This is a genomic window from Mycobacterium sp. SA01, assembly GCF_041287105.1.
In the GTDB taxonomy this organism is placed as follows: domain Bacteria; phylum Actinomycetota; class Actinomycetes; order Mycobacteriales; family Mycobacteriaceae; genus Mycobacterium.
The window spans coordinates 58,949-79,057 of sequence record NZ_JBGGNO010000013.1; the positions used below are offsets into that span (position 1 = coordinate 58,949).

Annotated in this window: 2 protein-coding genes; both read right to left on the bottom strand. The window is 67.0% G+C overall.

Features of this window, described 5'->3' with window-relative positions; all coding sequences use genetic code 11:
• Nucleotides 1-4: 4 nt before the first annotated feature.
• Nucleotides 5-15,580 (bottom strand): amino acid adenylation domain-containing protein, encoded by a 15,576-nt coding sequence (locus AB4879_RS04320; protein ID WP_370506594.1) that lies wholly within the window; start codon nucleotides 15,578-15,580, stop codon nucleotides 5-7.
• Nucleotides 15,567-20,105 (bottom strand): amino acid adenylation domain-containing protein, encoded by a 4,539-nt coding sequence (locus AB4879_RS04325; protein WP_370506595.1) that lies wholly within the window; start codon nucleotides 20,103-20,105, stop codon nucleotides 15,567-15,569. Before AB4879_RS04325 ends, AB4879_RS04320 begins: the two co-directional genes overlap by 14 nt.
• Between the last annotated feature and the right edge of the window lie 4 nt (nucleotides 20,106-20,109).

Sequence of the window (20,109 nt, forward strand, 5' to 3'; positions counted from 1 at the left end):
GTCGCTATCCCAGCCGCTGGCTGAGTCCTCGCACCGTTGGCGTGTCGAACAGAGCGCGCACCGGCAGCTGACGATCGAATGCGGCGTTGAGCATGGCGACCGCACGCATCGCCGACAGTGAGTCGCCACCCAGGTCGAAGAACGAGTCCTCCACCCCCACGCGTTCGGTGCCGAGCACCCGCGCGTAGATGCCGCACAGGGTTGCTTCGAGATCGGTCGCGGGACCACGGTGCTCGTGTGGATTGTCCGCCGCCTGCGCGATCGGTGTCGCAGTGGCCCAGTGTCCCAGCGGAATCAGAGGGCAACCTGGATCGTCCACCATTGCGACCAGAGCCTGTTCGAGTTGAGCGATCAGTCGCTCGATGTCGTTGTCATCGAACACATCGGTGCGGTACTGGATGCGAAGGTCCAGTTGGTCACCCGGCACCGCTTGAACGGTCAGCGGGTAGTGGTAGTAGTCGCGGCTGTCAACGTCGCTCACGGTGAGCCCGTCCGCGCCCGACAACAGCGACGTGTCGGTCGGATAGTTCTCGTAGACGAAGACGGTGTTGAACAACGGGTTCTGGCCGACGGCTCGGTGAATCTCGGTAAGGCCCAGGTATTCGTGTTCGAAGGTCCGGCCCCGCGCGTCCGCCAGCCGGGTGAGCAGATCCGCGGTGGTGTCATTTGGTGAGACGGTCACCCGCAGCGGCACCGTGTTGATCAGCAGACCCACCATCGAGTCCGCGCCCGCGACCTCGGCCGGCCGACCTGCCACCACGACGCCGAAGGCGATGTCACGCTCGCCGGTCATCGCCATCAGCAGCTGAGTCCAGGCGGCCTGCAATACGGTGCTGATGGTGCTGTGTTGGGTGCGAGCCAGATCGTTGAGGGCCTGCGTCGTCTGCTCCGAGACCCGAAGCGAGGTGACGTTTCGCGGCCCTGGGCCCAACAGATCTCGAGTGCCGACCACCGTCGGAGTGTCGAACCCGGCAAGCGCTTCGGCCCACGTTGAACGCGCTGATCGGACGTCCCGGTCTGCCAGCCAACCGATGAATCTGCGATACGGCACGGCTGCGGGCAGCCGCTGTCCGTAATAGCCGGCGAAGACTTCTTGCAGCAACACGGTCAGCGACCAACCGTCGAGCAGGATGTGGTGATTGGTCAATACCAACCGATGCTGGCCGGGGGCGATGCGGATCAACGTGGCCCGGAATGCCGTCTGCCCGGCCAGATCACAGACGGCGGCCCGATCGTCCGCGCACAGCTGTTCGATCTGCTCGTCGCGCTCGGCGGCAACACGGGTCAGGTCGACATAGCGCCACGGCACCACCGGATCGGCCGGGATGACCTGAACCGGCTCGACATCCGGAAAGACCGCCTGGTCGCGCTCTTCCTGTCCGCTGGGTTGCCAGAAGCGCGCCACCAGATTGGGGTGTCGTTGGACCGCGGCCTGCACGGCCTCGTGCAGGCGGTGGGGGTCCAGCCGGCCGCCCAGCGTGACAGCCATCTGTACGGCATACACGTCGTCGCCGCAGCTGTGAGCGATGTTGGCGTGGAACAACAGTCCTTGTTGTAGCGGCGTCAGCGGCAGGATGTCGGCGACGTCGTTGACCCGGCAGAGGTTGTCGATTTGCTTCTGGGTCAGCTGGGCGGGCGCGATGTCGGAGGGTGTGAGCCCGCCGCCGCCGGCGTTCACGTGCGCGCAGATGCCGGCGAGCGCGTCAAACCACAGGTCGCTCAGTCGGGTGACCTGTTCATGATCCAGTGCACTGCGTGCCCAGGTCCATCCCGCACGCAGCCGCGGCCCATCCGCGGTTTCCACTGTGCCCGCGTTGAGTTCGACGGTGTGCATCAACGGCATCGGGACCGCGGCCGCGGGGCCGGTCACCTTCCAGCCGTCCTCCCGAATCTCCCAGATGTCCCCCGACACCTGGCCGCCGCCGGCGCCCATCCGGCCGAGATAGTTGAACCCGATCGTCGGGTCTGCACCGGCAAGCTGAACGTCGTCGTTGAGATAACGGAGCAGTCCGTAGGTCAAGCCGTCCGGAAGGGCGCGTAGCTGCTCCTTGGCGTCTTTGACGCTCGATCCCAGAGCGACATCGCCGGCGAGCACCTGCCCCCAGTCCAGTCCGGCCGTCTGGAGCGCTACCGGGTACTTGGTGGTGAACCACCCGACGGTGCGGGACAGATCGGCATCGGCGATGTCCTCCTGCCGCCCATGACCTTCGGCATCGATCACGACCGGTGCGCCTCCGGCGCCGAGGAATTCGGCCAACGCCAACCCGAAAGCGATCAGCAGAATGTCGTTGATGCCGGCATGGAAGGCGGCCGGCACCTCGCCGAGCAGCATCCTGGTCGTCTCGGGGTCCAACTCCACCGACAGACTGCCGGCGGTGGCGTAGGTGTCGACCGCCGGTTGCACCGCTGGCAACAGTGCGGGCATCGCGGCAATGCGTCGCCAATGCTCCAGCTGTCCGGTGACCTCGGGTCGGTACGCGTAATCGGCCAGTACCGAAGCCCATTGAGCGAAGGATGTCCGCGGCGCGGGCAGCACCACGTCTTGGCCACCGTGCAGTTGCGCCCACGCGAGGTTGAAGTCCTCCAACAGAATTCGCCATGAGACGCCGTCGACCGCCAGGTGATGCACGATCATCAGCAACTGGCCGGTGGGGCCGGCCCACAGCGCGCTGACCATCATGCCCGTGACAGGATCGAGCCGAGATCGAGCCTCGGCCACCGCGTCTTCAGACAGCACGTCGACGGTCTGCAGGCAGGTGTGGGCGTCCACTGCCCCCGCCTCGGGCACAGTGGGTGACCAGCCGCCGTCGCCGTCGTCGTCGATCCGCAGCCGCAACATCACATGCCGATCCAGGATGGCTTGCAGCACCACCAATACGTCGCCCTCGGTGACACCGACCGGCGCCTGGATCAACACGGTCTGGTTGAACTGGTCGACAGGCCCTGGAACATCATGCAGCCAGCGCATGATCGGGGTCGCCAGAAGTGGACCGACCCCGTCGTGGATCACATCGGAGTCGTTGTCGCCCAGCGTCGCAACCCGCGCCAGCCCAGCCACCGTCTGTTCGACGAAGATGTCCCGCGGCCGGCAGATCACCCCGGCGGCACGGGCTCGGGCGACCACCTGCATCGACAGAATGCTGTCGCCGCCGAGTTCGAAGAACGACTCGTCGACGCCGACCCGTTCCAGGCCGAGAACCTGGGCGTAGATGCCCGCCAGGATCTCCTCCACGGCGTCCGACGGAGCACGGTAGGAGTCGGCGTCCTGGTAGTCCGGTGCAGGCAGGGCTTTGGTGTCGAGTTTGCCGTTGACCGTCAGCGGCAGCGCCTCGATCACGACCACCGCGGTGGGGACCATGTACGACGGCAGCTTGTCCGCCAATGCGGCGCGCGCGGCGACCGGATCCACCACACCGGTCACATATCCCACCAGGCGTTTGTCACCGGGCCGGTCCTCGCGAGCGATCACCACCGCGTCGTCGACACCGTCCAATGCGCCGAGGGCGGACTGGATTTCGCCGAGCTCGATCCGGTATCCACGGATCTTGACCTGTTCGTCGGAGCGTCCCATGTAGCGCAGTTCGCCGTCGGCGCCCCAATACATCAGATCGCCGGTGCGATACATCCGCGCTCCGGGCTCCCCGAACGGGCAAGCCACGAAGCGGGTTGACGACAAGGCGGCCCGACCGATGTATCCGTCGGCCACCCCGGCGCCGGCCACGTACAGCTCACCGACCACCCCCGGCGCGACCGGCCGCAACAGCGTGTCGAGGACGAAGAAGCCGAGGTGGCCCAGCGGCACACCGATAGGGCTGACGGCACTGTCCGCATCCCCAGCCACGATCTCCCGGAACGAGGCGTGCACCGTCGTCTCCGTGATGCCGTACATGTTGATCAGGCGCGGCGAACCTGGGGGGTGGTTCTCCAGCCACGGACGCATCCGTTGCGGCTCAAGCGCTTCCCCGCCGAACACGACGGCCTCGAGTGCCAGCTGGGCGCCCAACTCAGGGTTCGCGACGTCGGCGGTCTGCAGTGCGTAGAACGCCGTCGGGGTTTGGCTCAGCACCCCGACGCGTTCCGACACCAGTAGGGCGTGCAGGTCTTCCGGCGACCGCACCACCGCATCGGGCACCACGACCACCCGGCCGCCGTACAGCAACGCGCCCCAGATCTCCCACACCGAGAAGTCGAACGCCAGCGAGTGGCACTGCGACCAGGCGAGCCCCGTCATGTCCATGTCGGCGTCGAGGGTCTCGAGTAGCCGAATCACGTTGCGATGCGGGATCGCCACGCCTTTGGGTGTGCCCGTCGTGCCCGAGGTGTAGATGATGTACGCGACGTCGTCCGGGTGCGGCCCGGGCAGTGCCGCGCCGGTCTCGGCGGCGGGGTCGTTCAGATCGTCGACGTCGATGACCGAGAGGGACTGCCCGTCAAGCAGTTCCGTCAAAGCCGCGGTGGTGATCGCGGCGACCGGCTTGGCGTCACCCAGCACGAACTGTCGTCGCGACTCGGGCACCGCCGGGTCGATCGGAACATAGGTGGCGCCGGTCTTGACGACGGCCACCATGGCCATGATCGCCTCGGCCGAGCGCGGCAGAAGCAGCGCGACCCGCTGTCCGGGTCCGGCCCCACGCCCGATCAGCACCCGGGCGGCGCGGTCGGTCACCTCATCGAGCTCGCGATACGACATCGAACGGCCCTCGAAGGTGACCGCCATCGCCTCGGGCGTGCGCGCCGCCTGCGCGGCGAACACCGAGGCGATCGACTCGGCAGTTGTCGTCGCCCGAGTGAGCACACCTCGATTGCCGACCCGATCAAGCCGAGCGTGCTCGGCGCTGTCCAGAACGTCCAGCGCCGACATGTGTTGATTCGGCTCGGAAGTCATCGCTTCCAGCACGCGCTGTAGCCGCTCGACCATCTTCTCGATGCTGGCGGCGTCGAACACGTCGGTGCGGAATTCGATACCACCACCGATCCCGGCCGGCTCACCCGCTGAGTTCCAGCGTTCGGCCAGATTGAAGGTGAGGTCCATCCGGGCGGTCTTGGTGTCCACCGCCAGCGGTTCGACGTGCAGATCGCCCAGCGACAAACCGGCGGCATCGCCTGCCTGCCAGCCGAAGTTCTGCCAAGCCAGGACTACCTGCACCAGCGGGTGGTGCGCCATGCTACGGGTCGGCTTGAGCCGCTCGACCAATACCTCGAACGGCACGTCCTGATGCTCGTAGGCGGACAGGCTGCGTCGACGCACCTGCGCCAGCAGATCGGCAAACGTCGGGTTGCCGGTCAGGTCGACCCGCAGGACCAAGGTGTTGACGAAGAATCCGACCAGTTCGTCCAGCGCGGTGTCGCCACGCCCGGCTATCGGGAAGCCCACCGCCACATCGTTGTTGGCGGACAGGTTCGACAGCAGCACCGCCAACGCGGTCTGGATCACCATGAAGCTGGTTGCATTGTGCTCGCGGGCCACCCGTGCGACCGCTTGCTGCAGCTCGGCAGGCCAGTCGATGTCGAGCCGCGCGCCGAGGTAGTCGGCGACCATCGGGTATGGCCGGTCGGTCGGCAGCTGCAACTGCTCGGGCATGCCGGCCAGTGCGTCTTCCCAGTAGCTCAGTTCAGCGGAGATGCGGCTGTCGGGATCGGCCAGATCGCCGAGCCTCGCTCGTTGCCACAGCGTGTAGTCGACGTACTGCACCGCGAGGTCGGCCCAGCCCGGAGCGTCACCGACCGACCGGCTCGTATACGCGACACCCAGATCGTGCACCAGCGGAGCGATGGACCAGCCGTCGGCCGCGATGTGGTGCACCACCGCCACCAGCACATGCTCGTCACCGGCGACCCGGAAAACCCTGGCCTGCATGGGGATTTCCCGCGACAAGTCGAATGCGTAGCTCGTCACGGTGTCGATGGCGTCAGCCAGTTCGCTGTCCGACCAGCCGGTCGCGTCGATGACGGTCCAGCCGAAGTCGGCCATCTCGGTGGGAACGATGAGCTGTTCGGGTACTCCGGCCACCTCGGGGAAGCGCGTCCGCAGGCTCTCCTGACGGTCCACCACATCGGCGAGCGCCGCCCCGAGGGCGTCCACGTCCAGCTCACCGCGCAGCCGCAACGCGACCGGCAGGTTGTAGATCGGTGACGGCCCTTGGAGCTGGTCGACGATCCACAATCGGTTCTGCGCGAAGGACAGCGGCACGATCTCGGGCCGCGGGCCGGCGACCAGTGGCTCCGCGGAACTCTCGGCCCCGGACAGCCGGGGGGCCAGCTGCGCCACGGTGGGCGTCTCGAAGAGCACCCGCACCGCGAGACCGCAGCCCAGGCTGTTGTTGACCGCGGCGACCAGACGCATTGCCGACAACGAATCCCCACCCAGGTCGAAGAACGAGTCGTCCACGCCGACGCGCTCGGTACCCAGCACCTGGGCGAAGATCCCCGCCAAGATCTCCTCGGTGGGAGTGCTTGGCGCACGGTAGCTTTCCGCGTCCTGATAGTCCGGTGCGGGGAGCGCACGGCGGTCGAGCTTGCCGCTGACAGTCAGCGGCAACGAGGCAAGTTCGATGACCGCGGCGGGCACCATGTACGCCGGGAGCCGCTCGGCGAGAGCGACACGGATCTTCACCGGATCGGCCGTTCCGGTGAAGTAGCCCACCAGACGGGGGTCACCCGGACGGTCCTCGCGGGCGATCACCACCGCCTGCTCGACCCCGTCGAGTCCGGCCAGGACGGCCTGGATCTCGCCGGGCTCGATCCGGTAGCCGCGGATCTTGACCTGTTCGTCGGCGCGGCCGAGGTATTGCAGTTGCCCGTCGGCGCGCCACCGCACCAGGTCCCCGGTGCGGTACATGCGTGTTCCGGGCTCGCCGAACGGGCAGGCCACGAACCGGGACGCCGTCAGATCCGTGCGTCCGATGTACCCCACACCGACGCCGCGTCCCGCCACGTACAGTTCGCCGACCACGCCCTGCGGCACCGGCTGCAAGCGCTCGTCGAGGACGAACAGGGCGACGGTCGGCGGCGGAGCACCGATCGGCACTTCAGCGCCGACGACCAAGGGCGCACTCATCGACGCGTACACGGTGACTTCGGTTGGGCCGTAGGCATTGATCACCACTCGGCCGGGTGCCCACTGTTCCACCACTTCCGGCGGGCAGGCTTCACCGCCGAGCAGCAGCGCCACCGACTCCAGCCCTTGCGGGCGCAGCGCGGCCACCGCCGACGGGGTCTGGGTGAGAACGTTGACGCGTTCGCGGACCAGCAGCGTGTGGAAGTCGTCGGGCGAACGGACCACCGCGTCGGGTACCACCAGTAGCCGCCCGCCACCGAGTAGGGCGGCCCAGATCTCCCATACCGAGAAGTCGAAGGCGTACGAGTGGCACTGCGTCCACACCTGGTCGGCCGGAAGTGCGGGATGGGCGGAAGCCGCCAGGTGAGCCAGGTTGCGATGGCTCAGCGCAACACCTTTGGGCGTTCCCGTCGTGCCCGAGGTGTAGATGAGATACGCGATGTTGTCCGGATCCGGCGCAGGCAGGGCTGCACTGGACTGGCCCTCGACACCTGGATCGTCGATGTCGACGACAACGACGTCGTGCCCGTGCAGCCGGGGCCGGAGTTCAGCGGTGGTCACGACGAGAACCGGTGCGGCATCGCCGAGCATGAATTCGATACGGGCCTCGGGCAGCGCGGGATCGATGGCGAGATACGACGCACCGAGCTTCAACGCGGCCAGCATCACGACGACGGCCTCGGGTGAGCGGTCCATGAACAACGCCACGCAATCGCCGGCGCCGACACCCTTGCCGCACAGCAGGTGTGCGTACCTGTTTGCCGCCTCGTCCAGCTCCCGGTAGGTCATGGACAGTTCGCCGGAAGTGAGTGCGACGGCCTTCGGTGCGCGACCGACCTGTTCGGCGAACAGCTCGGGAACCGACACCTCGGCCTGCGCCGGCCGGGTCAGCACCGCGCGGTTGCCGATCGTGTCGAGGCGGGCATGTTCGGCGGGGTCGAGCACATCGATCGTGGACACCCGCCGGGTCGGCTCTGCGGTCATGGCAACCAGTACGCGTTGCAACCGCGCGACCAACGTCTCGATGGTGGCGGCGTCGAAGACGTCGGTGCGGAATTCGACCATGCCCTCGATACCGGTGGGTTCACCACCGTGGGTCAACCGTTCACTCAGCGAGAACGCGAGATCCACGCGGGCGGTGTGAGTGTCGAGCGGAAGCTGGGTGACCTGTAGGTCCCCCAAGGCGAGTGCGATGTCGTCGCTGGTTTCACCTGGCATACTCCGCCAGGTCAGCATCACCTGGACCAACGGGTGGTGGTTGAGCGAGCGGGTGGGATTGATCCGCTCGACGACCGCTTCGAAGGGCACGTCCTGGTGCTCGTAGGCGGCCAGGCTGCGAGCCCGCACCTGATCGAGGAGGTCCGCGACGGTGGGGTCACCGCCGACGTCGACCCGCAACACCAAGGTGTTGACGAAGAACCCGACCAGGTCGTCAAGAGCCGGGTCGCGCCGTCCACCGATCGGGAAGCCCACTGCGACATCGGAACTCGCGCTCAGCTTGCCCAGCAGCAGCGCCAGTGCGGCTTGCACCACCATGAAGGGCGTCGCATTGTATTCGCGGGCCACCCGCGTGATCCGCTCCTGCAACTCGACGGGCCAGTGCCACGACGTGGTGGCGCCCCGTTGATCGGCCACCGGCGGGTATGGCCGGTCGGTGGGCAGCTGCAGCCGTTCGGGCATGCCGGCCAACGCGTCTTGCCAGTACGCCAGCTGGGCGTTGATCAGGCTGTTGCTGTCGTCCAGGTCACCGAACTGTGCGCGCTGCCAGAGCGTGTAATCGACGTACTGAACCGGCAGTTCGGTCCACATCGGGTTCAGACCCGCGCTCCGACAGACATAGGCCACGCCCAGATCACGCACCATCGGGCCCATCGACAAGCCGTCAGCGGCGATGTGGTGCGCCACGGCGACTACCACGTGCTCGTTGTCACTGACCCGGAACAGCCGTGCCTGCATGGGGATCTCGAGGGCAAGATCAAACGCGTGTAGCGCGACGGCGGCCACGGCCTCATCGAGTTGCGCCGGCGTCCAGTCGGTCGCATCGATGACGGCCCAGCCGAAGTCGGCCTGCTCGGCGGGCACCACCACCTGACGGGGTACCCCGTCGGGTGCGGTGAATATCGTGCGCAGGCTCTCGTGGCGGCCGACCACGTCGGCAAGGGCCGCACCCAGCGCCTCGACGTTGAGGTGGCCTTGCATGCGCAGTCCGACGGCCATGTTGTACGTCGGCGAGGGCCCCTGGAGTTGATCGAGGAACCACAATCGGTTCTGCGAGAACGACAGTGGGATCGCCACAGGGCGCTCCATAGGGACGAGCGGAGACAACCGGTCGTCTTCCCCGCCGATGCGCAGCGCCAGTTGGGCGACCGACGGAGCCTCGAACAACGTCCGCACGGACAGCCTGGTATTCATCCCGGTGTTGACCGCGGCGATGAGGCGCATCGCCGACAGCGAGTCGCCGCCGAGATCGAAGAATGAGTCGTCCACGCCGACTCGTTGCACGCCAAGCACATTGGCGTAGATTCCGACCAGGATCTCCTCGACCGCGGTCGTCGCGGCGCGGTAGGAATCGGTATCGACGAATTCCGGTGCGGGCAGGGCGCGCCGGTCGAGTTTGCCGTTGACGGTCAGCGGCAGCGCCTCGATCACCATGATCGCGGCCGGAACCATGTACTCCGGGATGCGCTCCGCCAACGCCGCGCGGACGGCGGCCGGATCCGCCACTCCCGTGATGTAGCCGACCAGCCGCTTCTCGCCGGGCCTGTCCTCGCGTGCGATCACCACCGCGTGCTCGACCCCGTCCAGCGCGGCGAGTGCGGCCCGGACTTCGCCGAGTTCGATGCGATAACCGCGAATCTTCACCTGCTCGTCGGCGCGGCCCACGTACCGCAGCTCGCCGTCGGCACCCCACCACACCAGATCGCCCGTGCGATACATCCGCTGTCCCGGCGGCCCGAACGGGCATGCGACGAAGCGCGACGATGACAACCCCGGGCGACGCCAATAGCCAAGGCCGGCCTGCGGTCCTGCCACGTAGAGGTCACCGATCACACCGTCCGGAACCGGCTTCAACCACTGGTCGAGGACGAAGAACGCCAAGTCGGCCAACGGCCCTCCGACCGGGCTCACATCGGAATCGCCTGCGATGTCCGCCTTCACGATCTCACGGAACGACGCGTGCACAGCTGTCTCGGTGGTGCCGTACAGGTTGAGCAGGCGCGGCGAGTCCGGGTGATTGGCCAGCCATACTCGCAGCCGTTGCGGCTCAAGGGCTTCGCCGGCGAAGATCACCGCGTGCAGGTTGAGTTGCCGTCCCAGCTCGGGCCGCAGCGTATCCGCGGTCTGCAACGCATAGAACGCCGACGGCGTCTGGGACAGCACGCTGACCTGTTCTGCGGCCAGCAGCGCATGGAATTCCTCCGGTGCGCGGGCCACGGATTCAGGCACCACCACCAGCCGTCCGCCATACAGCAGCGCGCCCCACATCTCGCACACCGAGACGTCGAAAGCCAGTGAGTGCCAGAGCGACCAGACCTGCTCCGCCATAGCGATCTTGGCGTCCATCGCCGCCAGCAGCTGGGTGACGTTCTGGTGGGTGATCGCCACACCCTTGGGAATTCCGGTGGTGCCCGAGGTGTAGATCAGGTACGCGATGTCCTCGGGTGCGGGCCCCGGTAGCGGGGTGCTGGGGTAGCTCGCGACAGCGGGGTCATACACGTCGATGATCGGTAGTCCGTCGAGGCGCTCGGCGAGCTGCGGGGTGGTGATGGCCGCGACCGGCTCCGCGTCGCCGAGCACCAGCTGCATGCGCGCCGACGGCGCCGCCGGATCGATCGGAACGTAGGCTGCGCCGGTCTTGAGCACCGCCAAGATCGACACGATCGCCTCCGCGGAGCGAGGCACCAGCAGTGCCACCCGCCGCCCCGGCCCGATCCCCCTGTCAGCCAACAGATGCGCGAAGCGGTTGGTGGCTTCGTCCAGCTCTCGGTAGGTGAGTGACTGCTCGCCACACGTCAGCGCCACCGTCTCCGGAGCGCGCGCCACCTGTGCAGCGAACAACGCGGGAATCGATCCGGTGGGCACCGATTCCGCCAGCGCGGCCCGGTTACTCCACTGCTCCACTCGGGCGTGGTCGGCGTCGTCGAGTACGTCGATGGACGACAGCGGACGGTCCGGATCGGCGATCATGGCGGCCAACACCCGCTTGAGCCGCTCGATCAGTGCCGCGATCGCAGCCGCGTCGAAGAGGTCGGTGTCGTACTCGACCCGCAGCCGCAGATCGTCGCCCGGGATCGCTTGCATCGCGAGCGGGTAATGATTGTATTCGCGGTGCGCGAAGTTCGTGACGGACAGCCCATCGGCGCCGGAGAGCTTGGCGGCGTCGATCGGGTAGTTCTCGTACACGAAGAATGTGTCGAACAGGTGGTCGTGACCGCTTGCCCGGTGTATCTCGCTGAGCGCCAGGTGCTCATGATCCAGCGTCTGCGCATGGGAGTTCTGCAGCTGGCGTAGCAGATCGGTCGTGCTCGTCGCCGCTGTGATCGTTGCCCGTACCGGCACCGTATTGATCAGCAGACCCACCATCGAATCAGCGCCCAAGACCTCGTCCGGACGCCCCGACACCGTCGTGCCGAATGCCACATCGCGCTGTCCCGTCAGCGACATCAACACCCGTGCGAAGGCGCTCTGCAACACCGTGCTCACCGTCGTGTGGCGTGAGCGTGCAAGTTCGGCAAGAGCTTTCGTCGTATGCCAGGGGACGACGGATGCCACCACGTCGCGGTGTCCGAGGCTTGCCCGCCCGGCGGTCCCCACCAATGTCGGGGTGTCGAACCCTGCCAGCACGTCGCCCCACGCCGCGCGCGCGGCGTCAAGGTCACGGCCGACCAGCCAGCTGACGAACCGCCGATACGATGCGGCCGGGGGTAGTCGCTGCCCGTAATAGCTCGCGAACACCTCACCGAGCAAAATGGGAAGCGACCACCCGTCGAGGACAATGTGGTGATTGGTCAATACAAACCGGTATTGATCGGCTGCCGTCCGAATCAGCGCCGCGCGGAATGACGGCTGAGTGGCCAACTCGCACACGGCAATACGTTCCGCCGCGCAGACCTGGGTGATCTGCTCCTCGATGTCGGCGCCGGACCCATGGAGTTCGAAGTACTGCCAGGGCACTGACGGGTCGGCCGGAATGACCTGCACCGGCTCGGCGAACTTCTGCGAGAACCGCGCTGCCACGTTTGGATGGCGCGCCATGACTTGCTGCACCGCAGCGTGTAGCCGCTCCTCGTCCAGCGGTCCAGTCAAACTGACATATAGCTGCACCGCGTACACGTCGTCGCCGCCCAATGCCGCGCTGGCATGGAACAGCAGCCCCTGCTGCAACGGGGTCAGCGGCAGCACATCGGCCACCCGGAAGCTGCCGCCGGCGGGTGCGCTGCTCTTGGCGACGACGGGAGTCGGCGCGGGCTTCGCGGCCGCCGGTGTCGACGGGGCTTCGTCTCCTGCGATCAGGGCGGCCAATTGCGCGACGGTCGGGGCGTCGAACAGGGCTCGTACCGAGAGGCGGGTGTTCACCCCGGCATTGACGGCCGCGATCAGACGCATCGCCGACAGCGAATCCCCACCCAGGTTGAAGAACGAGTCGTCCACGCCGACGCGCTGCACACCCAGCACCTGAACATAGATGCCGGCCAGGATTTCCTCGACCGCTGTCGTCGGTGCACGATAGTGGCTGACGTCTTGGAATTCCGGCGTCGGCAATGCTTTTCGGTCGAGTTTTCCGTTGACGGTCAGCGGCAGGGCATCGATCACCAGGATCGCGGCGGGAACCATGTATTCGGGCAATCGCTCGGCCAGCGCCGCGCGCAGTGCCGCAGGCTCGGCTGCCCCGACGATGTAACCCACCAGCCGCTTCTCACCGGGACGGTCCTCGCGGGCGACCACCACCGCCTGTTCGACCCCGTCGAGGCCGGCCAGCACCGAGCGGACCTCGCCGAGCTCGATCCGGAAGCCGCGGATCTTGACCTGCTCGTCGGCGCGGCCGACGTAGCGCAGCTGGCCATCCGCGCCCCACCACGCCAGATCACCGGTGCGATACATGCGCGTTCCTGCGCCGCCGAACGGGCATGCCACAAAGCGAGACGCCGTCAGCCCGGCGCGGCCCGAATAGCCGACGCCGACACCGTGGCCTGCGACGTACAACTCGCCGATCGAGCCGGGCGGCACCGGCCGTAGCCAGCCGTCGAGCACGAACAGCGCCGCCCCCGCGATGGGTGGTCCGATCGGCACCGCTGCGGAGCCGGCGGTCAGCGGCGCACTCAATGCGACGTCGACCGTCGTCTCGGTGGGGCCGTAGGCGTTGATCATCACCCGCCCGGGGGCCCACTGATCCATCAGCTCGGTCGGGCAGGGTTCGGCGCCGATGATCAGCGCCACCGACTCGAGTGCCGCGGGCGACAACATCCCCACTTCGGACGGAGTGGTACTGAATACGCTCACGCCCTCGGAAACCAGCAGGCTCTGCAGGTCTTCCGGCGCACGGGCCACCGTCTCCGGCACCACCACCAGTCGGCCACCACCCAGCAGCGCGCCGAAGATCTCCTGGACCGAAACGTCGAATCCGTAGGAGCGGCACTGCGACCACACCCGTGTGGGCGGTAAGGGAGCAGCATGCAGCGAGTCCATCAGCTGCGCGACGTTGCGATGGGTGATGGCCACCCCCTTGGGAACCCCGGTGGTGCCCGAGGTGTAGATCAGGTAGGCGATGTCCTCAGACGTCGGTCCGCCGAGGTTGGTGCCGGAAGGGTGGTCGGGGGCCGGGGCGTTCACGTCGATCAGCCGCAGGTTGTGCCCCGCCAACCGCTCGGCCAAGGCCGAGTTGGTGATCGCCGCCACTGGTTCGGCGTCAGCGAGCACCAACTCCATCCGGGCCGACGGCGCGGCCGGGTCGATCGGCACGTACGCCGCCCCGGTCTTGAGGACCGCCAGAATCGACACGATCGCGTCAGCCGATCGCGGCAAGAACAGCACAACTCGCCGGCCCGGACCAATGCCTCTGTCCGCCAGCGCATATGCGAACCTGGTGGCGGCATCGTCGAGCTCGCGGTAGGTCATCGTACGGCCGTCGAAGCTCAGCGCCGGCGCGTCCGGGGTACGCGCCACCTGCGCCGCGAACAACTCGGGGATCGCGGGTGACGGGTTCACCGGCTGTGCCAGTACCGCCCGGTTACTCCAGCCATCCAATCTGGCGTGCTCGTCGTCGGTCAGCAGGTCCAGAGTCGACAACGCCCGGTCGGGATCGGCGACCATCGCCGCCACCACCCGCGTGAGTCGCTCGACCAGAGCGTCGATGCCTGTCGTGTCGAACACGTCGGTGTCGTACTCGACGCGCAGGGTCAGCTCGTCACCCGGTATGGCCTGAACCGACAGCGGATAGTGGTTGGTCTCGTGGTGCGCGAACGTCGTCACGGACAACCCGTCGCTACCCGACAGCGTGGCCGCGTCGATCGGGTAGTTCTCGTAGACGAAGAAGGTGTCGAACAGCTGATCCAGTCCGGTGAGACGATGAATCTCGCTCAGCGCCAGATGCTGATGGTCGAGGGTCTGCGCATGATCACTCTGCAACTGCCCCAACAGATCAGCGGTCGTGGTCGTCGCATCGATGCCGGCTCGCACCGGCACCGTGTTGATGAGGAGGCCGACCATCGAGTCCGCGCCCAACACCTCGTCCGGTCGCCCGGACACCGTCGTGCCGAAGACGACATCGCGCTGACCGGTCAGCGACATCAGCACCTGGGCATAGGCGCCCTGCAGCACGGTGCTCACCGTCGTGTGACACGAGCGCGCCAGTTCACCCAGGGCCCTCGTGGCATCCTCGGACAACTGGAACGAGGCGATCGCACGTCCGCCGGGTTCCCGCCCCGCTGCGCCGACCAGCGTCGGGGTCTCGACGTCGGCCAGCACCCCACGCCACGCCGCGCGAGCAGCATCGAGGTCACGGTCGGTCAACCAACTGACGAACCGTCGGTACGGCGGCGCCGGGGGCAGTCGCTGCCCGTAGTAGCCGGCGAACACCTCGCCTAGCAGGATCGGCAGCGACCACCCGTCGAGCACGATGTGGTGATTGGTGAGTACGAACTGATACTGATCGGCCCCGGTCCGAACCAGCGCCGCCCGAAACGCCGGCTGATTTCCCAACTCGCACACCGCGACTCGTTCGGCAGCATAAAGCTCCGCAAGCTGATCTTCGGTATCGAGTTCCACATACTGCCACGGCACCACCGGATCAGCCGGAATGACCTGAACCGGCTCGGCAAACTTCTGGGAGAACCGGGCGGCCAGGTTGGGATGGCGGGCCACCACCGCCTGCACGGCGTCGCGCAACCGCTCGGGATCCAGCGGACCGCTCAAGCCGACGTACAGCTGCACGGCGTAGACGTCGTCGCCACCCTGAGCTGCGCTGGCGTGGAAGAACAACCCCTGCTGCAGCGGAGTCAGCGGAAGAGCATCAGCTATCCGCATACTGCCGCTGAAGCTCGTCGATCTGCTCCTGGCTGAGCGAGGCGGCGATGTCCGACGGAGTCAACCCACCTCCGCCGCCCTGCACGTGCGCACAAATACCGGTCAAGGCCTCGAACCACAACTGGCTCAGGCGATTTACCTGCGTCTGCTTGAGTGCCGACGGCGCCCACATCCACTGGGCCGTGAGGATCGGACCCGCGTCGGTCTCGACGGTGCCCGCATTGAGCTCCAGGGTATGCATCAGCGGTATCGGCGGCTTTACGCTCGGACTGATGTCCGCCAGACCGTCCCAGCAGATCTGCCAGGAGTCCCCGGAGGTTTCGGCGGTCGAGGCACCCTGGCGGCCCAGATAGTTGAACCCGATCACCGGGTCGGCGCCGTCGAGGTCGACCTGGTCGTTCAGGTAGCGCAGCACACCATAGTTCAGTCCTTCGGGCAAGGCCCGGAGTTGCTCCTTGGCTGCCTTGACCACCGCACCGAGTCGCGCGTCGCCGGCAGCCACCTGAGCCCAGGTCAAACCGCCGACTTCCAGTGCCACCGGATATTTCGCGGTGAACCAGCCCACCGTTCGCGACAGGTCTACGTCAGCGGCCAATTCCTCCTCGCGCCCATGCCCCTCGACGTCGATGGAGATCGGTGCGCCACCCGTACCCAGGAATTCCGTTGCGGCCAAGGCGAATGCGATCAACATGATCTCGTGCACGCCGGCATGGAACGCCGCCGGTACGTCTCCGAGCAGTGCCTTGGTGGTCTCGATATCGAGGACGGCTGCCAGGTTCCCCGCGGTCACCAGAGTGTCGACAAAGGGATCCACTTCAGGCAGCGCGGACGGGGTCGCTGCCACGTGCCGCCATGCGTCCGCGTCTGCCACGACATCGGCTCGGTGTGCGTGCTCAGAGAGCACCGACGCCCACCGAGCGAACGACGTCCCTGGCTCAGGCAGCATGACGGGCTCGCCGGCGCGGTGCTGCGCCCAGGCGAAGTTGAGGTCCTCCAGGAGAATTCGCCACGACACCCCGTCAATTGCCAGATGATGAATGATCGCCACCAACCGGCTCGTCGAGGTCACCCACACCGCGCTCAGCATGACGCCGTCCGACGGGTTCAACTGCGTACCGGCATGAAGCACAGCGTCGTCGGTGAGTACGTCGACGGTGTGCAGCCGTGAACGGGCGTCCACGGAACCCGCCTCCGGCACCTCCAGCGACCATCGACCATCTTCGTCTCGGTCGACCCGCAGCCGCAGCATGGCGTGCCGATCCAGCAGAAGCTGCAGCATCTCGAGCACATCGGCTTCGGTGGTTCCCACCGGGGCCTGGACCACCACTGTCTGGTTGAAGTGGGCGACGGGACTGCCCGCGGCTTCCAGGCTCTCCAGCCAGCGAATGATCGGCGTCGCGATCACAGGACCGACACCGTCGGACGCCAGGTCGGAGTCGCCGTCCATCACGGTGGCCACCTGGGCCAACCGGGCCACGGTCTGCTCGACGAAAACGTCACGCGGACGGCACAACACACCTGCGGCCCGGGCCCGAGCCACCACCTGCATCGACAGAATGCTGTCACCACCGAGTTCGAAGAACGACTCGTCCACACCGACGCGCTCCAGCCCCAGCACTTGGGCATAGATTCCCGCCAGGATTTCCTCGACGGCGTCGCCGGGCGCCCGGTAGGAGTCGACATCCTGATATTCGGGGGCCGGGAGTGCCCGAGTGTCGAGCTTTCCGTTGACCGTGAGCGGCAGCGCGCCGATCATGACGACGGCGGACGGAACCATGTAGGCCGGAAGGCGCTCAGCTACCGCCGCACGCACCGCAGCCGGGTCCGCGGTCCCGGTGATGTAGCCGACCAGCCGCTTGTCGCCGGGGCGGTCCTCGCGGGCGATCACGACAGCTTGCTCGACACCCTCCACGTCACCGAGGGCGGACTGGATTTCGCCGAGCTCAATGCGGTAGCCGCGGATCTTGACCTGCTCGTCGGCGCGGCCCACGTACTCGAGCTCACCGCCTTCGGTCCACCGCACCAGGTCGCCGGTGCGGTACATGCGTGCTCCCGGCGCCCCGAACGGGCAGGCCACAAACCGGGTTGCCGCCAAGCCGGCCCGGCCGACATAGCCGTAGGCCAGCCCCGAGCCGGCCACGTACAGTTCGCCGACCACGCCGGCGGAGACGGGCTGCAACCACGTGTCGAGCACGAAGAAGCCCAGATTGGCCAGCGGCCGCCCGATCGGGCTGACCGCGCTGTCGGTGTCGGCCGAGGTGATCTCCCGGAACGACGCGTGCACGGTGGTCTCGGTGATGCCGTACATGTTGATCATCCGCGGTGATCCCGGGTGATTCTGCAGCCAGGCCCGAAGTCGTTGCGGTTCAAGCGCTTCGCCACCGAACACGACGGCTTTGAGCGCCATGTCGTCGGTTCCGGGCGTGTCGACGCTCTGCAGTGCATAGAACGCCGACGGCGTTTGACTCAGGACCTCGACCCGCTCGGAGACCAGCAAGGCGTGGAAATCCTCCGGCGAACGGACCACCGCGTCCGGTACCACCACCACCCGGCCGCCATAGAGCAACGGACCCCAGATCTCCCACACCGAGAAGTCGAATGCCAGGGAATGGCATTGGGTCCACACCTGATCCGCCAGGTTCATGTCGGTGGCGAGCGCCTCCAGCAGTCGGGTGACGTTCTGGTGCGGAATCGGGACGCCCTTGGGTGTTCCCGTGGTGCCCGATGTGTAGATGATGTACGCGATGTCGTCAGGTTCCGGCCCCGGCACCGCGGTCGCGGGTTGGTCGTCGACGACAGGATCGTTGAAGTCGATGATCCGTATGTCTCGTCCGTCAAGGCGTTGGCGCAGATCGGAGTTGGTGATCGCGGCGACGGGGGCGGCATCGTCGAGCACGAACTGCATGCGCGCCTCCGGAACCGCCGGATCGATAGCGATGTACGTCGCGCCGGTCTTCAGGACGGCCAGAATGGCGACGATCGCCTCGGCCGACCGCGGCAGCAGCAGCGCCACCCGCCGGCCGGGTCCCGCGCCGCGCGTCGCCAGCAGGTTCGCCAACCGGTTCGATGTCTCGTCGAGCCGGCGATAGGTCCATGCCTGCTCGCCGTAGCTGAGCGCCACCGCATCGGGGACTCGGGCCACCTGCGCCGCGAAAAGCGTTGGGATCGACACCGGTGCGCTCAGCTGCTCCGTGAGCCTGTCGCGGTTGCCCCATGACGCGAGCCGGTCGCGTTCGGCACCGTCGAGCACGTCGATCGATGACAGGCTCCTGGCCGGGTCGGCGGTCATCGCCACCAGCACCTGCAGCAGGCGCCTGGTCACCTCGGCGGAATCCCACTCCGAGAACAGGCGTCCCGAGCCCAGCACGTTGAGATACAACTCCTCCCCCAGCCCGGAGAAGGTGAATCCCGAACTGCCGGCCAGACCGGAGTTGGTCATGGTCGCCGATGCGGGGGCACCGCCGAAATCCAACGTGAATGCGGCCGGGAAGAAGTTGATCGACAACCGGGATGCTTGCGAACCGCGTTCGAGGGCGTGCACCGGAAATCGCTGGTGCTGCAGCGCTTCTCGCATTCGGGTGTCGACCTGCTTGCAGAAGTCACTGACCGACGTCTGCGCCGGAGTACCGAGCACCAGCGGCACCAACCCCGCTGCCATGCCGGGCAGCGTCTTCAGCTCTGGCCGGACGCGCCTGCTGACCGGGAAGTCGAAGACCACTTCGGCCCCCGCGCCGCACCGACCGCGCACCAGCAGCGCACTTGCCGCGGCGATGACCGCGGTGCGGGGGATGTCCCAGATGTGGGCCAGTTCGTCGACTCGGCGCAGGACCGCCGAATCCAGCCGGACAGGCGCCGAGCGGAAGCCGAGGTCGCTGTCGTCGGGCGACCCCGACCGCTGACTGCCGGCTGTACTTTCGGCCGGGAGGTGGCGCGACCAGTAATCCTGGTCGGCGGAGAAGTCGGCGGATGCCTCGTATTCCGCTTCGCAGTCCAGCAGGTCCTTCAGCGAACCGAAGAACGCGGGCGGGACGAGGTCGCCGGAGATGGTGGCGGAGTAGATCGACGCGACGCGATTGACCAGCAACCAGATGCCGGCGCCGTCGATGACGATGTGATGGAAGCACCCGAACACATAGAACTCGGCAGGCCCGGTCTCGAACAGCGCGTACTTGAACAGCGGGCCGGTGAACGGCATCGCCGAGCGCTGAATCGACAGCGCCATCTGCTGCACATGCCGCTCGGGGTCGTCCGATCCGCTGAAGTCGTAGAAGTCCAGATCGATCTCCGGGTAGTCAATCACCCGTTGAAAGACCTGCCCGTCCTCTTCGAAGAACGCCGCCCGGACCGGTTCGGCTTCCCGCATCGCGCGCGTGAGCGCCCACTCGAAGGCGTCGCGCTCCAGCGCGCCCTCGACTTTCAACAGCATGCCGATCTGCCAGTCGGTCGCGGATTGACCCGTTTCCTGTGCCAGCCAAATGTCCAGCTGCGCGCGCGTCAGCGGTAGCGCGTCCGCGTTGAGTTCCATCACG

Excerpts from the sequence above, each read along its gene's own strand:
- AB4879_RS04320 (WP_370506594.1), bottom strand. The coding sequence starts at position 15,580 with ATGCGGATAGCTGATGCTCTTCCGCTGACTCCGCTGCAGCAGGGGTTG.
- AB4879_RS04325 (WP_370506595.1), bottom strand. The coding sequence starts at position 20,105 with ATGGAACTCAACGCGGACGCGCTACCGCTGACGCGCGCGCAGCTGGAC.